The sequence below is a fragment of the Hymenobacter sp. BT559 genome (genome assembly GCF_016427535.1).
GTDB lineage: Bacteria > Bacteroidota > Bacteroidia > Cytophagales > Hymenobacteraceae > Hymenobacter.
This window is the reverse complement of record NZ_JAELXV010000001.1, coordinates 1,537,709-1,560,426: the sequence shown is the minus strand read 5'-3', so window position 1 is coordinate 1,560,426 and position 22,718 is coordinate 1,537,709. Positions and strand designations below refer to the sequence as shown.

Here is a 22,718-nt window from a genome sequence, read left to right as displayed (position 1 = left end):
TTGCTCATTGATAATTGTTCATTCCTGGAGGCTACCGCACCGAGAAACGGAAGGTATAAAAGCCCGTAGCGCCGCCCGCGCCGGCGTTAGTTTTTATAAAATTGGCGTCGAGCAGCTTGTCCCGGCACAGCTTCTCCTGGGCCGGCGACACGTTGCCCGATACCTTGGTCACGGCCTCTACTTCGCCGTCGCTGTTGATTTTTATCTTGAAGCGGATAACCCCAGGGTTATCGTCCACGGCTTCTACCACGGGCGTGCTGTCGAAGCGCCAGCCGCTCATTTCGAGGCCGCCCCCGCCACCACTACCGGGGCGCGAGCCGCTGCCGCCGCTGCCGGGTGCTCCGTAGAGGGCCTTAGCATCGAGCGAGCCATTGCGGTCGCCTTGGTCGCCCACGGTGCCGGGGCGGTCGCCGTTACTGTTGCCAGTGGGCGCGTTGCTGGTGCCGGCCACCCCATTGCCGCCTGCCGTGCCGTTAGCGCTGCCTTTGGGAGTGTACAGGGCCCGGGGCTGCTCGCGGGGCTTGGGTGGCGCGGGCGTTTCGCGCACGGGCTCAGCGGGCCGCACAGGCTTCACGGCGGGTTTCTCCACGGGCGGAGCAGCCACTTCGGCGTCCTCGGCCTCGCTGGTAATTACTTTTTCCTGTGCTTCGGGTTGGGGCGCGGGGGTAGTTTCCACGCGTGGCTGCACCGGCTGCGGCGTGGGGTCGGGCTGGGCCGCGGCGGGGCGCGAGTCTTCGCGGTTAGGCGAGGCATTGGCCGCAGCCATCGTTTGCACATCACCCGAGCCAGCTTCGTCGAGGCCGTAGTTCAGTTCTACACCATCGCCCCCTAGGGTGGTCAGCGGCGGGTTGGGGCCGCTAAACTTCAAGAAGAAGCACACGAGCGCCAGCAGCAACACAATAGCCGCTGTGATACCCAAGGCTTCACGCCGGTGCTCTTCGGGATAGTCGAGGGCCATAATTTAATTAGCAATTATCAGTGAACAATTATCAATAATTTAGGAGCCCGCCAGCGTAGTGCTAGTTAGCTCTCAGGAGCAACTTCTCGCGACCGCCTTCACGCAGTCAGCTCAGCTTGATAATTGCTCACTGATAACTGATAATTGACAATTATTTTCCTGCGGCTTGCTGCGACTGCGTCGCCATCACCATCTTCATCTTTAAGCGGTTGCCTATTTCGAGCACATCTACCAGCTTCTGCACGTTCAGGCCGGCATCTACGCGTAACACTACCGTGGGCTGGGACTCAGCGGGCGCGTCTGCCGGGATGAGGGCGCGTAGCTCGGGCTCGAGGGTAGCGGCGGTAGCGGGCTTTTTATTGACAAAGTACTCACCGGCCGCATTGATGCTCACCGTAATGGGCTGTTTCATCACCTGCTTGCTGCTCTTGGCATTGGGCAGTAGCAGCTTGATAACGTTAGGGTTCACCATCGTGGACACAATCAGGAAGAACAACATCAGAAAGAACATGATGTCGTTCATCGAGCTGGTCTCGACGTGCGAAGAAGCGTGACGGCGGCGGGAGAGATTCATAATTAGTGCTTGGTGCTTGGTGCTTAGTGCCTAGGCTTTTGAGTGACTATTTTTACCCAAAGCACTACGCACTAGGCACCATGCACTAATTGTCTTGAAGAATGTCCATGAACTCAATGGCCGAGTTTTCCATGCGGAAAACCATGCGCTCGACTAGGATACTGAGCCAGTGGTAGCCGATGTGGGCAATGATACCCACAATAAGGCCAGCGGCCGAGGTTACCATCTTGGTGTAGAGGCCGCCCGCAATCTGAGTGATGCCGAACTCGCCGCTGCTAGAGATGGCGTAGAAGATTTTGATAACGCCGATAATTGTACCCACGAAGCCCAGCATGGGCGCAATGCCCGCGATGATACCTAGGATGCTAATATTCTTTTCGAGGCGGGCAATCTCAATCTTGCCCACGTTCTCGACGCTGGCCTCAATCTCGGTGATGGGCAGGCCGATACGGCGTAGGCCCTTCTCTACCATGCGCGCCAGCGGCGAGGGGTTTTGAGCGCAGTAGAGCTTGGCGCCCTGCAAGTCGCCTTTCACCATCAAGGAGCGAATGCCCGTCATGAACGACTCCGGATTGCCGCCCGCGCTACGGATGGTGAGGTAGCGCTCGGCGATGATGTAAATCGAGACGATGAGCAGCGCGAAGATGGGTAGCATTATCCAGCCCCCTTTCAGTATCAGGTCGATAAGTGAAAGGCCCGGGGCCGCGTTGGCCATGGCATTGGCGTGGGCGGCGGCCGTGTCGGTGGCTACGGTTGTGAGGGCAGGGCCGGCTTGCAGCAGAAAAACGGACATTCAGCGGGAGGGAAAGTAGGCGGTTAGCTACCAGCAGCTGGCCAGTAACTTGAGAAGCATAGTCATGGAGCAGCCAGCCGCTAGAAGGCCGGCCGCTGGCCCTGCTTAGTACGGAAATACAGACAGGCCTTTGTCAAGATGCGGGTTCTGGCGCAGCTGGGCAGCCGCGGCGAGGGCCTCGCCATAGGTAGCGAAATCGGCGGCCGAAATGCGGTACTTATTCGTGCCGGGGAAGGGCGCGATAATCTTGGTCATGGGTGCCGGCCGGCCGGCGTGTACTACCCCCTGGCGGCCGCGCTGCGCACCAGCCAGCGAAGTGTAGGCACCTACCACGATGTAGAAACGACCAGTCCGCGCTTTAATTGTGGCGCCCGCTGGGCTAGCCACTTTGGCGGGGCTAGCTACGGCAGCGGTGGTTTTGGCCGCAACCGGGGCTACTACTACGGCTTTGCTGTCCTTCACGCTCACCACTGGCTTAACGGCGGGCTTGGCCACCGCGACTACCGCGGGCTTAGCTACTGTCGCCACCACAGGCTTGGCGGCCACTTCGGGCTTTGTAGCGGCTGGCGCTGGTGCTACCACTGCCGGCTCAGCGGCGGGTACGGGCACGGTTTTGAGCACTACCGTTGGCATTTCAACCTTCTCTTCAAAGGCCTGTGCAATGGGTGTAGTTGGCGCGCTGAGTGTAGGGCGCGGCGCAGTTGCAAAAGCAGCCTGCTGCGGCGCGGGTGCGGTGCTCAACTGCTCCCAGCGGGGCAGGTAGCCTTGCCAGGCCACGGGCACCACCTGCGGATGTATAGACAGGAAGGAGATAATCCCCGCTACTACCCCAGCAGCCAGCCCAATAGCTCCCCCACGTTTGACCGCCACGACTAGGGACACACGGTTGCTGCGAGTAGCGGCCGAACGCAAGCGTGGCACTAGCTGCGCCTGCTGTTCGCGGGCCAGGCGGGCGTCAATAACGGCGATGGGGTGCGCCGTGAGCTCGGGCAGCCCGTAGGCGGCGGCGAAGAGGTTTTCGGTACCCGTGTATTCAAACTGCAAGCCGCGGCCCGCCAGCTGCCGAAATACCCCCACGCCGGGTAGCTCAATGCGCTGCTGGGCTTGCAGCTCTTGGCGCAGCGCGGCCACAGCCTGGCGCAATTGCTCGCGGGCCTCGGCAGCCGAGAGCCCTAGGTGCTGGCGCAGGGCATCGAGCAGCAAGCCATCATTGCGGGTCAGGGCCTGGTTAAAGGCCACGTGGCGGGTAGGCGGGCTTAGTAAATGACGGCCGGCGAGCTGCACGCGGGCCGGTGCATACTCGGCCACAAGGCCCCCGAAATCCGGAATTATCACGCAGTCGTGCTCGCGGAGTAGTGGGCGCAGGTGGTCGGAAAGGTTCATTTTTTAATGGTTAATGGTTAGTGGTTAATGGTTAATTAATGGCGGTGTACCAACGGTGTTAATCATTGATAATTAACCATTAACCATTAAGGCTAAAAGCTGTAGGCGGCGCCGCCAATCACGTTGATACCCTGGCTTTGGTAGTTCAGGTAGCGCTGGTAGTGGCGGTTGGTGAGGTTGTTCCCCATTGCAAAGATGCTGAATTTTGGGGTAATGCGGTAATCGGCCCGCAAGCTAAGGTCTACGACGGAGTTGGTTTGGCGGCTAATGAGTTCCTGAACGGGGATACCATTTACGAGGTTGGTGCGGTAGCCGACGCCGTAGTTAGGCGCGTAATAGTAGAGGTTAGCGCCAAGCAGCAGCTTGTCGGTGGCGTTGTAGGTGCCGTAGAGCGTGCCGATGAACGACGGCCGACCAAAGGCCTGGTTCAGGTTCTTTACGCCGTAGTGGTTGAAGTCGGCCTTGAGGCCTACCCGCACCTTTTCGGCGGCGCTGTAGAGCACCTCGGCGTGCACGTTGGTTACGCCAATGCTCTCCTGGTCGTACACCAAGTCAAATTTGGTGGTGTCGGTGAGCGAGTTGCGGTAGAAGTATAGGTTGCGCGAGCGGCTGAAGGTAGCGCGGGCCGCCACTTCGAGCCCGCTAGCCGGGGCCGCCGTAAAGCCCCCATACACCGACACGCCCTGGTGGGCGTCAGCCACGGTTTGGCTAGCACCGGGCGCCAGCCAAGGGTTCTCCTGGGTTAGGTCGTAGCGCGTCACGCGCTGCAAGGCACCCCCTAGGCCACCGTAAATCTGGAGTTTCTCGGGTACCAGAGCGTAGCCGATGCGCACTGCCGGGTACACGGCGGTCTTACTCACGCCGTTGGGCTGGTCGGTGCTGCCGCCGGGCACGGTGTTGGGCTCGCTCGAATAGCCGAAGGTGGCCCCTAGGGTCAGCGAAACCCCGGTCTTGCCAGTAAGCTCGTAGGCGGGCGTCACCTGCACAAAATTGCGGGCGCGGCTGATGTTACTAAAGGTCCCGGGAGGGGTTATAGCGGCTAGGTCCTCCTTCTCCGTGATAAACGACGCCTCGCCCTGCAAGGTCAGCTTGCTGGTTTCGCTGAGCGCGTAGCCGAGCTTGCCATCCAGGAAGAAGTTGCCTTCCGATGACGTGTAGGCGTCCTTCCAGTACTTGTAGCCCAGGCCGAGGTCATACTGAATGGCGGCATCGGGGGCGCGGTTGCGGGCGTAGGCCCGGGCTCCAAAGCGGTTGAAGGTTTGCTCGATGCTGCCCTTGTCGGGCGTACTCGTGAGCTTGCTGCCGTCGTAGCCGTAGAAATGGTAGCGCTCGCGGCCGTAGTCGAGGCTGGCACCTAGGGCAGCGTTGCCCTGGTACACCTCACCGGTGAGGGCGGCGCTGCTCTGGGTAGTGGCCGAGTTGCTGCCATCGACGGGGCCGTTGGCCGCGCTTTGGTGGCGCAGGTCGAGCCCGTAGCTGTACTTCTCGTTGCGGGTCGAGTGCAGGTGGGCGCGGCCGTACACGGTGCCGTAGTTGCCGATGCCCAGCTTGAGGTAGTTGCCGGTGAGCAGAGGCGGCGCCTCGGGCGCGATGGGCAGCACCGGTATCGCGGTGTTGAGGCGGGTAGCGGGCAGCCTGAAATCGGGGTACGTGTAGGTGACCGTGCGGGTAGGCTTGGGCGGCGGCACCAGCCGGATTTTCTCGAAGTTGCGCGTCGCCTCGGGCAGCGTGTTCACCCGGTCTTTCACAATCTCAATCTCGGCGTCCTGGATGGTGCCCCGCGGCCGGCCGCGGCCCGGCTGGGCTTGCGCCTGGGCACCTAGGGCGGTGGCACCGCTCAGACCAGCAGCCAGCAGCAGCGACCGCCGAACACTTACACTAAAACTTGATTTACTCACTTCTAAACGTTTCATTATACCATTTTTACGCATCGGAGGTGCTAATCAAGTTAGGGGCGGGTGCTGGGCTTGGTGGCGGGGGTGCGGGCCGGTGCTTTGGGCGCGGTCGGCGTGGTGGCCCTAGGTGCTGCGGGAGCCGTTTTGGCGGGGGCAGCGGGTTTTGCGGGCGTAGTTTTAGCCGGGGCGGCGGGGGCTGTGGCGGGTGCGTCGTCGCTGGCAGGCAGGGCGTTGAGGCGCTCGCGGGCGCCGGCTACGATGTCCGCAACCGGGAATTTATTGTCAATAATCGAGTTTAGGGTAGCCCGCGCCTGATAGGTGTCGCCCTGGGCAGCGTACACATCGGCGAGCAGCAAGAAGGCTTTGCCCTGCCACAACTCGTAGGCGCTGTAGGCCGAATTCACCTTAAAGGCTTCCTTGATGGCCTCGTCGTATTGTTGCTGTTTAAAACGCACTTCGGCCAGCGTGTACTGGGCTTCGGCGCCGGTCACGTCGCTGGGCGCGGCCGTGACGGTAGCGGCCAGTTCGGTGGCCGCCTGGTCGAGATTGCCGAGCTGGTAATCGGCCTTGCCGAGGTAGAGCAACGCGGTATTGGTGGCCGTAGCGGTGGCACCGGCCAGGGTGCTGAGCTCGGTGGCAGTGCGGCGGGCGCCGGCAAAGTCACCGCTATCGTAGTAGCTACGTAGTAGCCCTAGGGTGGCGGTAGCCACCTCGCGGCGGTTCGACGAGGCGGTGCGCAGGCGACCGTAGTAAATGATGGCCTCTGGGTAGTTCTTATTTTCTAACTCCAAGTCGGCCACGCGGCCCACAGCGCGGTTCACAAACTCGCTTTTGTTCTCGGTTACCACGGCCTTGAGCTGCGGCAGCGCGGCGGCCTTATCGCCCGTTTTCAGGTACGAGTCGGCAAGGAAGAAGCGGGCATCCGGGGCCAGGGCATTGTCGGGGTACTGCTTGAGGTAGGCTTGCAGGCGCGGCAGGGCCAGCTTGTATTTCTCGGCTAGGTAAAGCGACTTGGCGGCTTCAAACTCGACGCTCTCGGTGGCCTTGCTGTCGGGGTTCTGGGTCTTGAAATTGGCCAGGGCCTGGTCTACCTCCTCGGTGCGACCTAGGGCCGTCAGGCTTTCCTGCAAGCCGTAGAGGGCGGGCTGCGCGGCCGAGCTGCGCGGGTAGTCGGCCAGCACCTTGCGGAAATCAGTCACGGCTTTCTCGTGCTGCTCTAGGTTGGCGTAGGACACGCCCCGGCGCTGGTAAGCATCGGCCAGCAAGGGCGAATTGGGTCGGTTTTGAATCAGCCGCGAAAAGCCTTCAGCAGCCGGGGCGTAGTCGCCAGCCTGAAAGTCGAGCTGCGCTTGTTGAAACACCGCTTGCTCGGCGTAGCGCGAGTTGGGGTTAGCCTTGAGCAGCGTCGAGAGCGTGGTGGCGGCCTCGTCTTTGCGGCCGAGCAAACCTAGAGTCACGCCCTTCTGGTAGTAGGCGTAGTCCTTGTCGGGCGCGTTGGCCTGAATGACTTTGTCGTACTGCGCCAGCGCCGTTTGGTAGTCCTTGGCCACATAGTAAGTGTCGCCCAGGCGCAGGGTGGTGTCGTAGTAGTTGGGGTCGGTGGGCTTGGCAGCAGGGTCGGCCAGGTAGGCCTTGAACTGCGGCTGGGCCTTGTCGTACTGCTTGGTGTTGTAGTAGGCGTAGCCGAGGCCGTAGCGGGCCAACTGCACGTACTGTGTCTCGTCGGCGCCTACGCCGCCCTCGCGGGCCGTGCGGGCCGCGGCAGCGTAGGCTGTGATGGCCTCGGGGTACTGCTGGCCCACCGAGTAGATTTCGCCGCGCAGCACCTGGGCGGCGGCGCGCAAGGCATCGTCCTGCGGGTACTGCAACGACTTGTCGAGCAGCGGCAGCGCCTCGGCGTACTTACCGTCGTTGTAGAGCGTGGCGGCGCGGGAATAGGCAATGCGCTGGTAGGTGCCGTTGAGGGTATTGCCGCGGTCCTGCACGCCGTCTAGGTAGGTCAGAGCCTGCTGGTAGTCGGTCGAGGCCAGGAAGCTATCGCTGAGCAGCTGGTCCACCAGGGGCTGGCTCTTTGAGCGCGGGTACTTCTGGCGAAAGTCCTTGAGTGCCGCAATCACCTCGGGCTGGTTGCCGAGTTCGTACTGCACCTGGGCGTAGCGCAGGGTGGCGTTTTCGGCCACGTCTTTCTGCAAGGTGCTCTGGCGGGCCGCATCGAGGGCGGGGAGCGCGGCCGTTTTCTGGCCAGCCTGCAGGTAGCTCAGCCCTAGGTGGTAGGCGGCGTTCTGACCCAGCGAGTCGCGGCGAGTGGCAACGGGCTTTAGGTTAGCAATGGCGTTTTTGTAGTCACCCTGCTTGTAGTTGGCGAAGCCGATTTTGTATTGCAGGCTGGGGTCAATTTTGCCCTGGCGGCCGCTGGCGTACTGGTCGAAGTACGTGCCGGCCTGCTTGTAATCTTGTTTCTGATAGTAGGCATCGCCCACCAGCAGGCTCACCTCGTCGGCGCTCTGCGGCGGGGGCGTTTGCTGCAAGGCCCGGCTGGCGTAGGTTATCAGCCCGTCGTAGTCGCCCTCCTTGTAATATATCTGGGTAATGAGTACCGGCACCGCGCTGCGGTACGGTTCCGTATCGGCCGCGGTTAGCAGGTCTTGGCGGGCTGCCGGGTATTCGCCAGCCTGGTAGGCCAGGTAGCCGGCGTAGTAGGCGCTGGCGGCGCGGTACGGGCCGGGCTGCTTCTTATTGCGGTCGAATAGCAGCCGCGCCTGGTCGTATTCTTTCAGCTCGTAGTGGCTGTATGCCAGCTTAAAGTCGGACTCGGCGCGCTGGTCGGCGCTGAGGTTGGCGGGCGCTACTTTCAAGAAGTAGGCGCGGGCCTGGCCGTAGTTCTTTTGGTCGAAATAAAACTTGGCCAGCTCGAAGTAGGCCACCGCCGCCCGCGGGTGCGTGGGGTGCTGTTGGGCAAAGGCCAGGATGAGGCCCTCGGCATCAGGGTGCAGCAGGTAGAGGCCGCTCACGGCGTAGTAGTACTCGGCATCGGCCAGGCGCTCGAGGCGGCCGCTTACGTCGGCCGGACCGCTCTGCTCCTGCACGCGCTGGGGCGCCTGGCGCAGGTAGAGCTGAAAAGCCTGCTGGGCCGCGCCGTACTGCTGGCGGTCAAACAGGTCGAGGCCTTCCTGAAAATACCGCTCGGTGGCGGTGAACGTCTGCGTTTGCTGGGCGTGGGCGGTGGGAGAAGCCAGCGCGAGCGGTGCCGTTAGGCTGGCCGCCAGCGCGAGCCGGGGAAGTTGCTTCATGGAATAAGCGCAGCGTGAACTTAAGAAGGCGACCCCAACCGAGCTGCTGGGCCGCAAGTGGTCAAAAGTAGGGAGAAAATGCGGGCGCCAAATCGGGCACCCGCTATAGTTGAATCCAACGCAGGAAGCCCAGCAGTTGGTACGTACAAAAACGCTTGCCGCAATTTGCGCGCCAGGTGTGGGCCTAGGTAGCGCAAATCAAGTGGTTATGCCTCTTGCTTTCTTGCTAAGTTTTCTTGTCTACTTGCTAAATTCTGAGGTTTTTGGAGGTGATTTTCTTTCGCGCAGTTCGCCTAGGTCATTCGCTGCAGGCTCGCAGCTTAGAAGAGCCGCCGCTGCTAGAGCGAGGAAACGCACCCGGGTAATGACAACTGGATGGTTACAGAGTTGCGAGCTAGTTCTAGCTACTTTTAAGCAGGAGGCGCGCCAAAGCCGACTGTATCTTGGCTGCTTCTCTGCGTCACCTCCTCCTTTTGATACCTCCCTCACCCGTCATTCGCGTATCGCACCTCACCAAGCGCTTTGGCGCGCAGGTAGTGGTCGATGACCTCAGCTTTGAAGTAGCCGCCGGCGAAACGCTGGTGCTGCTGGGCCCCAGCGGCTGCGGCAAAACCACCCTGCTCAAAACCCTGAACCGCCTCATCGAGCCCAACGGCGGCACGATAGAAATAAATGGCCGCGACGTGCGCCAGCAGAAGCCGGAGGAACTGCGGCGCGGCATCGGCTACGTTATTCAGCAGGTAGGACTGCTACCGCACCTCACCGTGGCCCAGAATGTGGGCGTGGTGCCCGGCCTCCTAGGTCGCCCCCCGGCCGAAACGGCCGCTCGCACCACCGAGCTGCTCAACCGGCTGCACCTGCCGGCCGAGCGCTTCGGGCCCATGCTGCCGGCCGAGCTTTCGGGCGGGCAGCAGCAGCGCGTGGGCCTGGCCCGCGCCCTGGCCGCCGACCCGCCCGTAATACTGCTGGATGAGCCCTTCGGCGCGCTCGACCCCATTACGCGCACCGCCGTGCGCCGCGATTTTCGCGAGCTCGACGAGTTGCGCCGCAAAACGGTGGTGCTCGTAACCCACGACGTGACGGAAGCCTTTGAGCTGGCCGACCGCATCATGCTGCTCGACAAAGGCAAGATTCAGCAACTGGGCCCGCCCCGTGAGCTGCTACTGCACCCAGCCAGCGACTTTGTGCGCAGCTTCTTCCAGGCCGAGCAGCTGGCTTTGCAGCTGCGGGTGGTCACGCTGGCCGAGGTGCAGCCCTTCCTGCCCCAGGGCCAGCCGGCGGCTTCAGCCGACACGCCTACGCTTCCGCCCACTGCCAGCGTGCACGAGGCCCTAGGGCAGCTAGATGCCGGGGCAGCATCCGCGTTTCGGCTAGCCGACCAGCCGCAGGTCATCACGCGGGGTCAGCTACTGGCCGCTTTCGGCCAGGCCCTAGGTTAATAATTGTTTCTTTAATACCTAACCCACATTGGTCATGCAGCACGCAGCGAAGCATCTCGCGTGGCGCAGTAATAAATGACGGTCGCAGACGTCAGCACACGAGATGCTTCGCTGCGCGCTACATGACCAATGTGTTGCATTCTTAATCAGACACCAGGGTAAGTTCATTCAGCTTCTGCCCCCTGCGCAGTAAAAACAATATGTCCCTCCTCCCCGACCTTTTCACTTTTTGGCACGAGCAGGCCGGCAAGCTAGGCCACCAAACGCTCCAGCACGTGGCCCTGACGGCGGCGGCGCTGGGGCTGGGCGTGGCCGTGGGGGTACCCGTCGGGCTGTGGCTCACGCGGCGGCCGCGCTGGCAAGGGGCGGTGCTAGGTGCGGCGGGCGTGCTCCAAACCGTGCCCAGCATCGCGTTGCTCGGCTTTCTGATTCCGTTTATGGGTATTGGGGCGCGGCCGGCCATCGTGGCGCTGCTGCTGTACTCGCTGCTGCCCATTATTCGCAATACGGTGGCGGGCATTCAGGGCGTGCCGCCCGCCGTGGTGGAGGCGGCACGCGGGCTGGGCTTCACCAATGGGCAGCTTTTTCGGCAAGTTGAATTACCACTTGCTTTGCCCGTGATTATGGCGGGCATCCGCACAGCCACGGTCATCAATGTAGGCGTGGCTACGCTGGCCGCTTACGTGGCGGCGGGCGGGCTGGGCGAGTTCATCTTCGAGGGCATTTCGCTTAATAACCCGGTGATGATACTGGCGGGTGCCCTGCCGTCGGCCGCGCTGGCGCTGGCCTTCGATGCGGGGCTGGGCGCGCTGGCGGCACTGTCGGCCCGGCGCCTGCGGGCGGTAGGCCTAGGGCTGCTGGTGGTGCTGCCGCTGCTGGCGGCCGGTTACTGGGGGCCGCAGCTGCTGGGCGCGCGGCGGGGCCAGCCGGCCTTGCAGGCTGCCTTTAGCCCCGAGTTTGTGGGGCGGGCCGACTGCCTGCCGGGTCTCAGCCGCATCTATGGCCTAGGCAAGCTGCCGCACGGTGTACTGGCCCCGGCTCTGGTCTACGAAGCCCTGCGCGATGGCCGCGTCGATGTCATCGACGGCTACTCTACCGACGGGCGCATCCGGGCCTACGGCCTGCGCGTGCTGCGCGACGACCGCCACGCCCTGCCGCCCTACTACTGCGCGCCCGTGCTGCGGCCCGAGGTGCTACGCGCCCACCCCGAGTTGGGCCCCGTGCTCGACCAGCTCAGTGGGCAGCTCTCCGACTCGGCCATGACTAACCTCAACTACCAGGTCGATAATTTGCACCGCGACCCCAAGGCGGTGGCCCTAGGGTGGCTGCGGCGCCGCGGCCTGCTCAAAGCCCCGCGCCCGCTACCACCCGGCGCGCCGGAGGTGCGCCTGGGCTCTAAGATTTTTGCGGAGCAATACATTCTGGTCGAGATGTATGCCGCTCTCATTCGAGGCAATACCGACCTAGGTGTAGCCACTAAAACTGGCCTGGGCGGCACCACCATCTGCTTTGAGGCCCTGCGCGGCGGCCAGATAGATATGTACCCGGAGTACACTGGCACCGGCCTGCAAGTGCTGCTCCAGCCCTCGGCGGCAGTGCTCGACTCGCTGGGCGGGCGCCCCGAGGCGGTGTTCAGCTACGTGCAGGCCGAGTTTGGGCGACGCTACGGACTGGCCTGGCGCGCCCCGCTGGGCTTCAACAATGCTTACTGCTTGCTGATGCGGGAGCAGCAGGCCACTGAGTTAGGTATTACTAGCATTTCGAACCTAGGCAAATACCTACAGAAATAAATACTGTTTATTAGCAGCTTATGCTCAAAATACAAGCAATAAGCATAGCAGCACATCAGCCCGCCTCGGGCAACCTAGGGCTGCCGCAGACGGTCCTGTTGCCGAGTAGACGCCCTACCCGACCAAGCCGAGCTTACCGCGCTGCTACAGTTGAGGCTTTACTTAAAAATGGCTACACCCAATGGCCCTTCTTTATCGTAAGTGGCAGGCTGAGAGCGAGCGCTCGGGCAGCGGCAATAATTAGCTGCTTGCCGAGCATTGAAGCCGCTCGGCAAGGCCTTACATTTGCCGGTATTTCAGCACACTATCCTAATTACTTCCGCTTTATTATATGTCAATTTTTACCCGTAAACTAGGGCTTTTCCTGGTTTGCTTGAGCGGACTATGGATGAGCCGGGCCCAGGCCCAGCGCCTGGCAGCCGGCTACCAGCACACGGCAGCCATCTACGCCGATGGTACCCTCTGGGCCTGGGGCGACAATACCTACGGGCAGCTTGGCACCGGAGGCGCTACCTACCAACCTACGCCAGCCGCCGTTGGCCCAGCGGCTACCACCTGGCGTAGCGTAACTACGGGCATGGACTTTACGGTGGCGGTGCGCCAAGACGGCACCCTCTGGACCTGGGGCGCCAACAGTGATGGCCAGCTCGGCGATGGCACGACCCAAGCCCACGCCACACCCGTGCAAGTAGGCACCGCCACTACCTGGACTAGCGTGAGCGCGGGCTGGCACCACGTAGTAGCGCTGCGCCAGGACGGCACCCTCTGGACCTGGGGCGATGATTCCTACGGCCAGCTCGGAGATGGCGGCACCACCGACCGCCCCACGCCCACGCAGGTGGGCACCGCCACCTGGGCCAGCCTGAGCGCCAACAACCACCAAACCGCGGCCATTCGGCGCGATGGTACCCTTTGGGCCTGGGGCGACAACAGCCAGGGCCAGCTGGGCACCGGTGATATTGTTTTGTACCGGACGCCCCAGCCCATTGGCACGGCCACTACCTGGGCCAGCGTGGCCACAGGCAACAACCACACCGTGGCCTTGCGCCAGGATGGCACTCTCTGGGCCTGGGGCTACAACGGCCAGGGCCAGCTGGGCACTGGCACTACCACCAGCCAGCTCTCGCCCACCCAGGTGGGCACGGCTACTACCTGGGCCAGCATAGCCACGGGCAACAGCCACACCGTGGCCCTGCGCCAGGACGGCACCCTCTGGACCTGGGGCTACAACTACTACGGCCAGCTGGGCCTCGGCACTACCACCAACCAGCTGCTGCCCGCCCAGGTAGGCACCGCCACCACCTGGCAGACCGTGGCCGCCGGCTGGTACCACACCTTAGCGCAGCGCCAGGATGGCACGCTTTGGGACTGGGGCTACAATGTCAACGGTCAGCTTGGCCTCGGCACAGGCATGCAGCTAGTGCCTGCCGCGCTGGCCATGCCCGGCCTCTGGCGCACGGTGGCCCTAGGGGGTAGCCACGTGGGCGCCCTGCGCCAGGATGGCACCCTCTGGACCTGGGGCGATAATAGTGCCGGCCAGCTCGGCCTGGGCGCGGGTAGCCCCGGCGCCCAGATGACGCCGACCAACGGCAGCCCGGCAGCCACCTGGCAGGCTGTAGCTAGCGGCCAGTTTCACACCATGGCCCTGCGCCAGAACGGCACCCTCTGGACCTGGGGCTACAACAACCAGGGCCAGCTGGGCAACGGCAGCACCAATACCAATCAACCCGCTCCTATCCAAATCGGGACGGCCACCACCTGGACCAGCGTGGCGGCGGGCTGGTACCACTCGGTAGCCCTGCGCCAGGATGGCACCCTCTGGACCTGGGGCCGCAATACCCAGGGCCAACTCGGTAATGGTAACACCACAGTGCAGCCCGAGCCCCAGCTTATTGGCACGGCCACTACCTGGGCTAGCGCCAGCGCGGGCACCAGCCACACCGTAGCCCTGCGCCAGGATGGCACCCTCTGGGCCTGGGGCAACAATGCCAACGGCCAGCTCGGCACCGGCCTCAGCGATACTATCTACCGGCTTGACCCAACGCAGATAGGCAAAGGCGCCGCCTGGACTAGCGTGGCCGCTGGGGCTACCCACACCGTGGCCGTGCGCCAAGACGGCACCCTTTGGGCCTGGGGCGATAATACCAGCGGCCAGCTCGGCGATGGCACCACCCTGGCCCACGCCGTGCCCCTGCAGGTGGGCACCGCTACTACCTGGCGCATGGTAGCCGCGGGTAACAGCCACTCGGTAGCCCTGCGCCAGGACGGCACCCTTTGGGCCTGGGGCAGCAATGCCAATGGCCAGCTCGGCACCGGCACCACCACCAACCAGCTTTCGCCCACTCTCGTGAGCGGCGGAGGCAACTGGGTGCTTGCGGCCGCCAATGGCACCAACACCGCCGCCGTGCGCGCCGACGGTAGCCTCTGGCTTTGGGGATACAATGGCAGCGGCCAGCTGGCCCAGCCCAATACCAGCCTCGTGCCGCAGGCCATCGCGGGCACTCCGCTGGGTAGCACGCCCAGCCAGACTGTAGTATGGCAGCTGGTGCCTAACCCGGCCCGCGGCCGAGTAGAGGTACGCGGCCTCACCGGGGCGTTCACGCTACGCCTGTTTGATGACCAGGGGCGCTTGGTGCGCACGGCCACCACGCCGCAGGTCGAGCTGGCGGGCCTAGCGCCGGGCCTGTACCTGCTGCACGCCACGGCGGCCCGCGCTACCCGCGCGCTGCGCCTCGTGGTAGAGTAAGTTATTTGGTTGCTACCAGCCACCAAAAGCCGTTGCCAACTACTGGCAACGGCTTTTTTGTGCGCCGTTTCTCGCCGCTGCGGCTGCGCTTGCCAACCCGCCCGGCCATTACGGAGTAGCTTTAAATAGGCTTACTGCCCAGGTTCTTTCTAGTTTTTCTTTTCCTTATGCCAACAACTACTTCGCCGCCGGCCCTAGGTACCCCGGCTTTCACCGAGCGGCGCTATGTGCTTACGCTCATTTTCGTCACCTCGCTCTTTATGCTGTGGGGCGTGGGCGTCACGATGGGTGATATTCTCAACAAGCACTTTCAGGAAGTGTTGCACGTGAGCAAGGCTGACTCGGCGCTGGTGCAGTTCTCCATTTTTGGAGCCTACTTTATCATGGGGCTGCCGGCGGGCTGGTTTATGAAGCGCTTTGGCTACCAGAAGGGCGTGCTGCTGGGCCTGGGTCTCTACGCCCTAGGTGCTTTTCTGATGGTGCCGGCGGCCAATGCGCTGTCCTTTGGCTACCTGCGCATTGCGCTGTTTGTGCTAGCCTGCGGGCTGGCCACGCTCGAGGCCGTGGCGCACCCCTTCCTCGATGGACTGGGCGACCCAGACAGCTCCGACCGCCGCATCAACTTTGCCCACGCCATCAATGGCATTGGGGCGGTGTCGGGGCCGCTGATTGGGGGGTACTTTGTGCTGCGCGGCACCCACGCGGCTGGCGACCTCACTTCCGTCAAGGTGCTGTATTCGGCCATTGGGGTGGTAGTGGGTAGCATCGGGCTGGCCTTCTTTTTCGTGAAAGTGCCACCCCTCAACGCCGAGCACACGCCCGGCACCGCCACGAGCGAAACTGGTGAGGCGCCCACTGACCTAGGGGCCGATAAAAGCTTGTTTCAGCACAAGCATTTTGTGTGGGCCTGCGTGGCGCAGTTCTTCAATACGGCGGCCCAGGGCGGCACTTGGGCCTTCTTTATCAACTACGGCACCGAATACTTCGGCCTGAGCAACGATAAAGCGGCCTACTTTTTCTCGCTTAGCTTGGTGGGTATGATGGTGGGCCGCTTCCTAGGTACTTACCTCATGCAGTTTATCGCGCCCAATCGCCTGCTGGCGGCCGTGGCGGTGGCTAACATCGGCATGTGCCTACTGGTGGCGCAGCACTGGGGCGTGGTGTCGTTTGTAGCACTTATTCTGCTGAATTTCTTTTTCAGCATCATGTTTCCCACCATCTACAGCCTGGGCCTCAAGGACCTAGGGCGGCACAAGCAGCTGGCCTCGTCGTTTATCGTGATGGGTGTAGTGGGCGCGGCGCTCTTCCCGCGACTTATGGGCCTGGTGGCCGACCGCAGCGTGGCGCAGGCTTACTACCTGCCCATTATCTGCTACGTGGTAGTGTTTTTGTTTGCCGCCAAGCTCTACAAAGCTGGACGAAAGCCGCTATCCAATTCGCCCCATTAGCAGCCGCTGCCTAAGCCAAGCAGTACTAGCCGCAACCGTCACGCTTGCAGGCCGTAGCAGGCGTGGCCTTGGGCCAGCCCCCGGGGGGCCGCCCACCCATTAGCTGGAGGCTATTGCGGGCGGCGTGTAACTTCGCCGCGTAGCGGGTGGGACTGGCCCGCTATTTTTTATGCTTTTCGTGTTGCCGCTTTGTGTATGACTGTCAATGAGTTTTTCGACCTGTTTCTAGACGAATTACGTAGTAACCCTCAGCTTACCAGCTACTATAAAATGCTGGCTAACCCCGCCAGCTTCGAGTTTCGCAAGGCCTACGTGGTGCAGCGGCTGCACTACATCCTAGAGCACCTGCCGAGCCAGAATGCCGCCATTTGGGACTGCGGCTGCGGCTACGGCACCACGGCCATCTTCTTAGCCCTCAATGGTTACAAGGTGCACGGCACCACCCTAGAGTTCTACTACGAGCACATTGCCAAGCGCCTACAGTACTGGGGGCAGTTTGGCGACGTGTCGGGCTTCACGTACAGCTACGAAAACCTGTTTGACTCGCCCCCGCCGCCGGCCTCCTACGACCACATCATCATCCAGGACACGCTGCACCACCTCGAACCGCTGCAAGATGCGCTGCGCATTTTCCGGGAGGCCCTGCGGCCGGGCGGCGACCTCATTGTGGTAGAAGAAAACGGCGGCAACGTGGTGCAGAGCTTCAAACTGTATTTGCGCCGGGGCAACAAGCGCATCATTACCATCTATGATGAGCAGCTGAAAAAGAACATCTTGCTCGGCAACGAGAACATCCGCGACCTGGCTACGTGGCGGCGCGAGTTGGCCCGGCAGGGGCTGCACATTCCAACGCAGGAGGTACAGTACATCCGGCTGTTTCCGCCCTTCATGTTTAAATCCGACAATGTGCCCGAGCTTATGGCCCGCGAAGACCGGCTGTGGCGCACCAACTCCCTGCTTAAGGAGAAGCTATTTTTTGGGCTCAACTTCACGGCAGGCAAAGAGGCCTAGGTGGCCTTACTACCTCCGAATCCGTTAGAACCGGGAAGCTGCTAGTGTGCAGCTTCCCGGTTTTTTCATGTAGCCGTGTTCCCTTTGCCATCCTCGCCCCACCCCACCCCCATGGACGCTCAGTTTCTGTTTGCCACCGGCATCGAAAACTCCAACCCCACCATCCAAAACGGCCGCCTGCGAGTGGATGAGATGGAGAAGTGCAAGCACTACCAGTTCTGGCAGAAGGACTTTGACCTAGTGCAGGAATTGGGCATTCGGTTTTTGCGCTATGGGCCGCCCATCCACACCACCTGGCTGGGCGTGGGCAAGTACGACTGGAGCTTTGCCGACGCGACATTTAATGACTTGAAGCGACGCAATATCATGCCCATCGTGGATTTGTGCCACTTTGGGGTACCTGACTGGCTGGGTAATTTTCAGAACCTAGACTTCGCCAAGCTTTTCGGCGACTACTGCCACGATTTTGCCGCGCGCTACCCGTGGGTGCAGCTCTATACGCCCGTCAATGAGATGTACATCTGCGCCGAGTTTTCGGCCCTCTACGGCTGGTGGAACGAGCAACTAGCTGACGACCGCTCTTTTGTGACGGCCCTCAAAAATATTGTGAAGGGCAACGTGCTAGCCATGCAGCGCATTCTGGAAGTGCGGGCCGATGCACTCTTTATTCAGAGCGAAAGCAGCGAATATTTCCATGCCGAAAATCCCGCCGCCATTAAGCCCGCCGAGCTCATGAACTCGAAGCGCTTCTTGTCTTTGGACCTCAACTACGGCCGCCGCGTGGACTCAGAGATGTACGAGTACCTGCTCGACAACGGCATGACCCGCGACGAGTACCACTTCTTCTTGGGCAACAACCTCAAGCACCAATGCATCATGGGCAATGACTACTACCGCACCAATGAGCACCGCGTGCGGGCCGACGGCAGCACCACGGCATCGGGTGAGGTTTTTGGCTACCATGTCATTACGACCCAGTACCACGACCGCTACCAGCTGCCCGTGATGCACACCGAAACCAACCTGTGGCAAGGCCCGAACGGCGACGAGGCGGTGAACTGGCTGTGGAAAGAGTGGGCCAATGTGCTGCGCGTGCGCAACGACGGCGTGCCCATCGTGGGCTTTACCTGGTACTCGCTCACCGACCAGGTAGACTGGGATACCGCCCTGCGTGAAAACCACGGCACGGTGAATCCGCTAGGGCTCTACGATTTAGACCGCAACGTTCGGCCTGTGGGCACGGCTTACAAGCAGCTCATCGAGGATTGGCGCCAGGTGCTACCCGCCCAGAGCGCCTGCCTGCAAATACCCCTAGTGATGCCCCACGAAGCAGACGAGCCCTGGGCCGTGCAGCAGCGCGAGCGGGCCCGCCGCACCCGCCGCGACCCCGACACCAAAGCCATGAATGCCGCCCAGCCCGAAATCCACTGATTTTTAATGGTTAATGGTTAATGGTTAATGCTCTCCATTAGCTATCGCACTTCACCAAAGTCATTAACCATTAACAACTAACCACTAACAAATGCGTTTCCAAGACAAAGTAGCCATCGTGACGGGTGGGGCCAACGGCATTGGCCTGGCCATTGCCAAGCGCCTGGCTAGCGAAGGAGCCCGCCTCGTGCTAGCCGACATCAACCAAGCCGCGCTCGATGCGGCGGTGCCACAAGTGCAGCAGGCGGGCGCGCCCGCCGTGTGGGCCAGCGTGTGCAATGTAGCCGATGAAAACCAAGTCATTGCCACTGTCCAGGGCGCGCTAGCCCAGTTTGGCCGCCTCGATGTAGTGGTCAATAACGCGGGCCTGATGCAGTTTAAAGCGCTCGAACAGCTCACTGGCGATGACTGGCTGCGCATCCTGAACGTGGACTTGCTAGGTGCCTTTTATTTCACCAAGCAGGCGTTTTTGCACATGAAGCCGGGCGGCAATGTCGTGAACGTATCGAGCATCCACGCCGTGGAAACTGAGGCGCTAGTAGCGCCTTACGCCGCGGCCAAGGCCGCCGTGCTGTCGCTCACGCGCTCGTCGGCCATCGAGGGTAAGCCTAAGGGGCTGCGTATCAATGCGGTGCTGCCGGGCGCTATCGACACGCCCATGCTCTGGGACAACCCCAACGTAAAGTCGGGTGTCGAAAAAATCAACCCCAACGATGTGGGTAAGCCCGAAGACGTAGCCGCTACCATTGCCTACCTAGCTTCCGACGATGCTGCCTTTGTGCAGGGCGCCGAGGTACGCGTAGATGGCGGCCGGCTCGATAATCTATAAGTAGTAGATTGATTTCCATACTCTAGCGGCAAAAAAACGTTAGCCCTAGCTCGCTGTGTGGGCTCAAACAGCTATTGAGAGTAGTATAACCTGGCCATAAGCTGAACCGTAAGCTGGTGCAATATCACTTTTTGCTGTTTTTATGGAAACTTCTGCTTCTCCGCTTCGCCAGGCGGCCTCAAACTGGTGGGTATACCTGTTGGCGGGCATTGGGCTGTTCGGGCTAGGTATCTGGGTGTTGAATAGCCCCGGCGCGGCCTTCCTGGGGATGACCATCTACTTCGCCGCCCTCATTTTATTTAATGGCGTGGCCAACACGATTTTCTCGTTCAGCAACCGCACGCGGCTGCGGGGCTGGGGCTGGCTGCTGGCCCTAGGGCTGGCCGAAATCTTATTTGGCTTGTACCTGCTGAGCCAGCCCATTGTGGCGGCGGGCACGCTGGCTTTCGTCATTGGCTTCTGGCTGCTGCTGCGTAGCGGCTCCACAGTGGCCAATGCTTTTACGCTGCGCCGCCTAGGCTACCGCAATTGGGGTTGGAGCCTGGCGCTGGGGCTACTCGGCGTAGTGCTGGCCTTTCTAGTACTGGGCAACCCGGCCATCGGGGTGCTGGGGGCTACCACTTGGCTGGCTTTTGCGCTGCTGGTGCTGGGTGTGGCAGCCTTCGTACTAGGCCTGCGGCTGCGCCGGGCGGCGTAGCCAAACGTCAAATTTCAAATTGCGAGTAGGGCTTTCCGCCAGGGCGGGAAGCCCTATTTTTTTGGAGCTAAGCGCGCTAGGCGGCCGGTCCCGCAACCTCTGCCTAGGTCCTTGTTACTTTGGCAGCATGAAGCACTCCCTGCTGGCTGCGGCCGTTGCCCTGCCCCTCGCCTGCCTCGCGCAAAAATCAGCCCCCGAAAACCTCGTGCAGTACGCCCACCCGCTGGTGGGCACCGCCAAGATGGGCCACACCTACCCTGGCGCCACGGTGCCCTTTGGCGCGGTGCAGTTGTCGCCTGACACTGACACGATTAGCTACGAGCAAAACGGTAAGTACAACCCCGACATTTATAGCTATTGCGCGGGCTATCAGTACAAAGACCCCACTATTGTGGGCTTTAGCCACACGCACTTCAGCGGCACGGGGCACTCTGACCTCGGCGATTTTCTGGTGATGCCCACCACCGGCAAGCTCCAGCTTAACCCTGGCACCGCTGACAAGCCCCTAGGTGGCTACCGCTCGGCCTACTCGCACCAAACCGAGGTAGCCGAGCCGGCTTACTACAAGGTGCGGCTGGCCGATAATGATATTCTGGCCGAACTGACGGCCACCACGCGGGTCGGTATTCACCAGTACACGTTCCCGAAGGCCGACGAATCGCACATTATTTTGGATTTGATGGCCGGGATTTATAATTATCCTGGCAAAAATACCTGGACCTTCGTGCGGGTTGAAAATGACTCGCTCGTGACGGGCTACCGCCAAACCAACGGCTGGGGCCGCACTCGCACGGTGTACTTCGCGCTCAGTTTTTCCAAGCCATTCAAAAGCTACGGCAGCCGCAACTACGACCAAAAGCAGCCCTATCGCGGCTTCTGGGGCCGCTTCGACCAAAACCACAACTGGCCCGACCTCGCTGCCCACCAGCTGCGGATGCACTTCGACTTTGGCGCCACCCAGGCCGGCCAGCAGGTGAAGCTGAAAATGGCCCTCTCGCCCGTGAGCACCGCCGGCGCGCTGGCCAACCTGCGCGCCGAAGCGCCGGGCTGGAGCTTTGCCGACTACAAGCAAAAAGGCCAGGCGATGTGGCAGCAGGAACTGAGTAAAATCGTCATCAGCTCGCCGAAACGAGTTGACAAAGAGAACTTCTACACGGCCATGTACCACGCCTTTACGGGCGTGACCACCTACCAAGACGCCGACGGGCAGTACCGCGGCCTGGACCAGAACAACCACCAGGCCAAGGACTTCACTAACTACACCACCTTCTCGCTCTGGGATACCTACCGCGCCTTGCACCCGCTTTATAACCTGGTGCAGCCCAAGCGCAACGCCGACATGGCGCAGAGCATGCTCACGCACTTCGACCAGAGCGCCGAGCACATGCTGCCCGTGTGGAGCCACTACGCCAACGAAAACTGGTGCATGATAGGCTACCACTCGGTACCCGTGGTGTGCGATGCCATCGTGCTCGGCAACGCGCCCTTCGACCAGAACAAGGCCCTCGACGCCTGCGTGACCACCGCCCGCCAGCGCTGGTACGACGGCCTAGGTCTCTACATGGACAAAGGCTACGTGCCCGAGGACAAGAGCGGCGCCTCGGTGTCGAAGACGCTGGAATACGCCTTCGATGACTACTGCATCGCGCAGGCAGCTAAGAAGTTGGGCCGCGCCGATATCGAGAAGGAATTCAGCCAGCGCGCCACCAACTGGCAGAATGTGTACGATGCTCGCATCGGCTTCATGCGCCCGCGCCTGGCCGATGGCACGTTCCGCCAAAAGTTTGACGTGCTGACCACCAGCGACCCCGGCTACATTGAAGGCAACGCCTGGAACTACAGCCTCTACGTGCCCCACGACCCGGCCGGCCTCATCGCCAAAATGGGCGGCAACAAACGCTTCGTGCCGCACCTCGATTCGCTGTTCACGATGAACCTGCCCGACAAGTTCTTTGCCGAAACTGAGGATATCACCCGCGACGGCATCATCGGCAACTATGTGCACGGCAACGAGCCCGCCCACCACGCCGCCTACCTCTACAACTGGACCGACCAACCCTACAAAACACAGCCCCGCATCCGCATGATTCTGAACAAGATGTACCACCAGGGCCCCGACGGCCTCGGCGGCAACGACGACTGCGGCCAGATGTCGGCTTGGTATATCTTCTCGTCCCTGGGCTTCTACCCCGTGGCCCCCGCCTCGGGCGAGTACGCCCTAGGTAGCCCCGCCGTGCACGGCGCCGTGCTACAAGTTGGCGAAGGAAAAACCTTCACCGTAACGGTTAAAAACCAGTCGGATAAGAACGTTTACGTGCAGTCGGCCAAGCTTAACGGCAAGTTGCTGACGCGCCCCTTCCTTCCAGTAAATGAGGTGCGCCAGGGCGGCACGCTGGAGTTTGTAATGGGCAGCAAGCCGGCTCGTAAGTAGCTA

General features: G+C 61.7%; 15 protein-coding genes. 9 read left to right on the top strand and 6 right to left on the bottom strand.

Features of this window, described 5'->3' with window-relative positions; all coding sequences use genetic code 11:
- Positions 1-31: 31 nt before the first annotated feature.
- The 6 genes from JAO77_RS06455 to JAO77_RS06430 all read right to left on the bottom strand — a co-directional run bounded on the left by JAO77_RS06455 (position 32) and on the right by JAO77_RS06430 (position 8,893).
- A complete protein-coding gene (locus JAO77_RS06455) occupies positions 32-958 on the bottom strand; it encodes a hypothetical protein (protein ID WP_198989448.1) in 927 nt (308 codons plus the stop codon).
- A gap of 151 nt (positions 959-1,109) precedes the next feature.
- A complete protein-coding gene (locus JAO77_RS06450) occupies positions 1,110-1,532 on the bottom strand; it encodes an ExbD/TolR family protein (protein ID WP_198989447.1) in 423 nt (140 codons plus the stop codon).
- 85 nt (positions 1,533-1,617) lie between these two features.
- On the bottom strand, positions 1,618-2,325 hold the full coding sequence (locus tag JAO77_RS06445; RefSeq protein WP_144843098.1) for a MotA/TolQ/ExbB proton channel family protein: 708 nt from the start codon (positions 2,323-2,325) through the stop codon (positions 1,618-1,620).
- Positions 2,326-2,430: 105 nt separating this feature from the next.
- On the bottom strand, positions 2,431-3,708 hold the full coding sequence (locus tag JAO77_RS06440) for an HU domain-containing protein (protein ID WP_198989446.1): 1,278 nt from the start codon (positions 3,706-3,708) through the stop codon (positions 2,431-2,433).
- Between the two features lie 92 nt (positions 3,709-3,800).
- Entirely contained in the window at positions 3,801-5,621 is a 1,821-nt protein-coding gene (locus tag JAO77_RS06435) for a TonB-dependent receptor (RefSeq protein ID WP_198989445.1), read from the bottom strand.
- A gap of 35 nt (positions 5,622-5,656) precedes the next feature.
- Positions 5,657-8,893: a tetratricopeptide repeat protein gene (locus JAO77_RS06430; RefSeq protein WP_235998224.1), complete on the bottom strand. Its 3,237-nt coding sequence runs from the start codon at positions 8,891-8,893 to the stop codon at positions 5,657-5,659.
- A 473-nt stretch (positions 8,894-9,366) separates the two neighbouring features.
- Between JAO77_RS06430 and JAO77_RS06425 the strand changes: the two genes are divergently transcribed.
- From JAO77_RS06425 to JAO77_RS06385, 9 genes are all read left to right on the top strand, one after another.
- Entirely contained in the window at positions 9,367-10,332 is a 966-nt protein-coding gene (locus JAO77_RS06425) for an ABC transporter ATP-binding protein (RefSeq protein WP_213019320.1), read from the top strand.
- A gap of 200 nt (positions 10,333-10,532) precedes the next feature.
- A complete protein-coding gene (locus JAO77_RS06420) occupies positions 10,533-12,122 on the top strand; it encodes an ABC transporter permease/substrate-binding protein (RefSeq protein ID WP_198989444.1) in 1,590 nt (529 codons plus the stop codon).
- 331 nt (positions 12,123-12,453) lie between these two features.
- Entirely contained in the window at positions 12,454-14,868 is a 2,415-nt protein-coding gene (locus JAO77_RS06415) for an RCC1 domain-containing protein (RefSeq protein ID WP_198989443.1), read from the top strand.
- 167 nt (positions 14,869-15,035) lie between these two features.
- Positions 15,036-16,316 (top strand): sugar MFS transporter, encoded by a 1,281-nt coding sequence (locus JAO77_RS06410; RefSeq protein WP_198989442.1) that lies wholly within the window; start codon positions 15,036-15,038, stop codon positions 16,314-16,316.
- A 195-nt stretch (positions 16,317-16,511) separates the two neighbouring features.
- Positions 16,512-17,327 carry a class I SAM-dependent methyltransferase gene (locus JAO77_RS06405; RefSeq protein ID WP_198989441.1) on the top strand — a complete coding sequence of 272 codons (816 nt, stop codon included), beginning with the start codon at positions 16,512-16,514 and terminating at the stop codon, positions 17,325-17,327.
- A gap of 111 nt (positions 17,328-17,438) precedes the next feature.
- On the top strand, positions 17,439-18,758 hold the full coding sequence (locus JAO77_RS06400; RefSeq protein ID WP_198989440.1) for a family 1 glycosylhydrolase: 1,320 nt from the start codon (positions 17,439-17,441) through the stop codon (positions 18,756-18,758).
- Positions 18,759-18,849: 91 nt separating this feature from the next.
- Positions 18,850-19,587, top strand: coding sequence for an SDR family NAD(P)-dependent oxidoreductase (locus tag JAO77_RS06395; protein WP_198989439.1), 738 nt, complete (start codon positions 18,850-18,852; stop codon positions 19,585-19,587).
- A 142-nt stretch (positions 19,588-19,729) separates the two neighbouring features.
- Positions 19,730-20,284 carry an HdeD family acid-resistance protein gene (locus tag JAO77_RS06390; RefSeq protein WP_198989438.1) on the top strand — a complete coding sequence of 185 codons (555 nt, stop codon included), beginning with the start codon at positions 19,730-19,732 and terminating at the stop codon, positions 20,282-20,284.
- Positions 20,285-20,411: 127 nt separating this feature from the next.
- A complete protein-coding gene (locus JAO77_RS06385; protein WP_198989437.1) occupies positions 20,412-22,715 on the top strand; it encodes a GH92 family glycosyl hydrolase in 2,304 nt (767 codons plus the stop codon).
- Positions 22,716-22,718 lie beyond the last annotated feature (3 nt).

Coding starts and splice junctions, on each gene's coding strand:
- JAO77_RS06455 (WP_198989448.1), bottom strand. CDS start 958: ATGGCCCTCGACTATCCCGAAGAGCACCGGCGTGAAGCCTTGGGTATC.
- JAO77_RS06450 (WP_198989447.1), bottom strand. CDS start 1,532: ATGAATCTCTCCCGCCGCCGTCACGCTTCTTCGCACGTCGAGACCAGC.
- JAO77_RS06445 (WP_144843098.1), bottom strand. CDS start 2,325: ATGTCCGTTTTTCTGCTGCAAGCCGGCCCTGCCCTCACAACCGTAGCC.
- JAO77_RS06440 (WP_198989446.1), bottom strand. CDS start 3,708: ATGAACCTTTCCGACCACCTGCGCCCACTACTCCGCGAGCACGACTGC.
- JAO77_RS06435 (WP_198989445.1), bottom strand. CDS start 5,621: ATGAAACGTTTAGAAGTGAGTAAATCAAGTTTTAGTGTAAGTGTTCGG.
- JAO77_RS06430 (WP_235998224.1), bottom strand. CDS start 8,893: ATGAAGCAACTTCCCCGGCTCGCGCTGGCGGCCAGCCTAACGGCACCG.
- JAO77_RS06420 (WP_198989444.1), top strand. CDS start 10,533: ATGTCCCTCCTCCCCGACCTTTTCACTTTTTGGCACGAGCAGGCCGGC.
- JAO77_RS06415 (WP_198989443.1), top strand. CDS start 12,454: ATGTCAATTTTTACCCGTAAACTAGGGCTTTTCCTGGTTTGCTTGAGC.
- JAO77_RS06410 (WP_198989442.1), top strand. CDS start 15,036: ATGCCAACAACTACTTCGCCGCCGGCCCTAGGTACCCCGGCTTTCACC.
- JAO77_RS06405 (WP_198989441.1), top strand. CDS start 16,512: ATGACTGTCAATGAGTTTTTCGACCTGTTTCTAGACGAATTACGTAGT.
- JAO77_RS06400 (WP_198989440.1), top strand. CDS start 17,439: ATGGACGCTCAGTTTCTGTTTGCCACCGGCATCGAAAACTCCAACCCC.
- JAO77_RS06395 (WP_198989439.1), top strand. CDS start 18,850: ATGCGTTTCCAAGACAAAGTAGCCATCGTGACGGGTGGGGCCAACGGC.
- JAO77_RS06390 (WP_198989438.1), top strand. CDS start 19,730: ATGGAAACTTCTGCTTCTCCGCTTCGCCAGGCGGCCTCAAACTGGTGG.
- JAO77_RS06385 (WP_198989437.1), top strand. CDS start 20,412: ATGAAGCACTCCCTGCTGGCTGCGGCCGTTGCCCTGCCCCTCGCCTGC.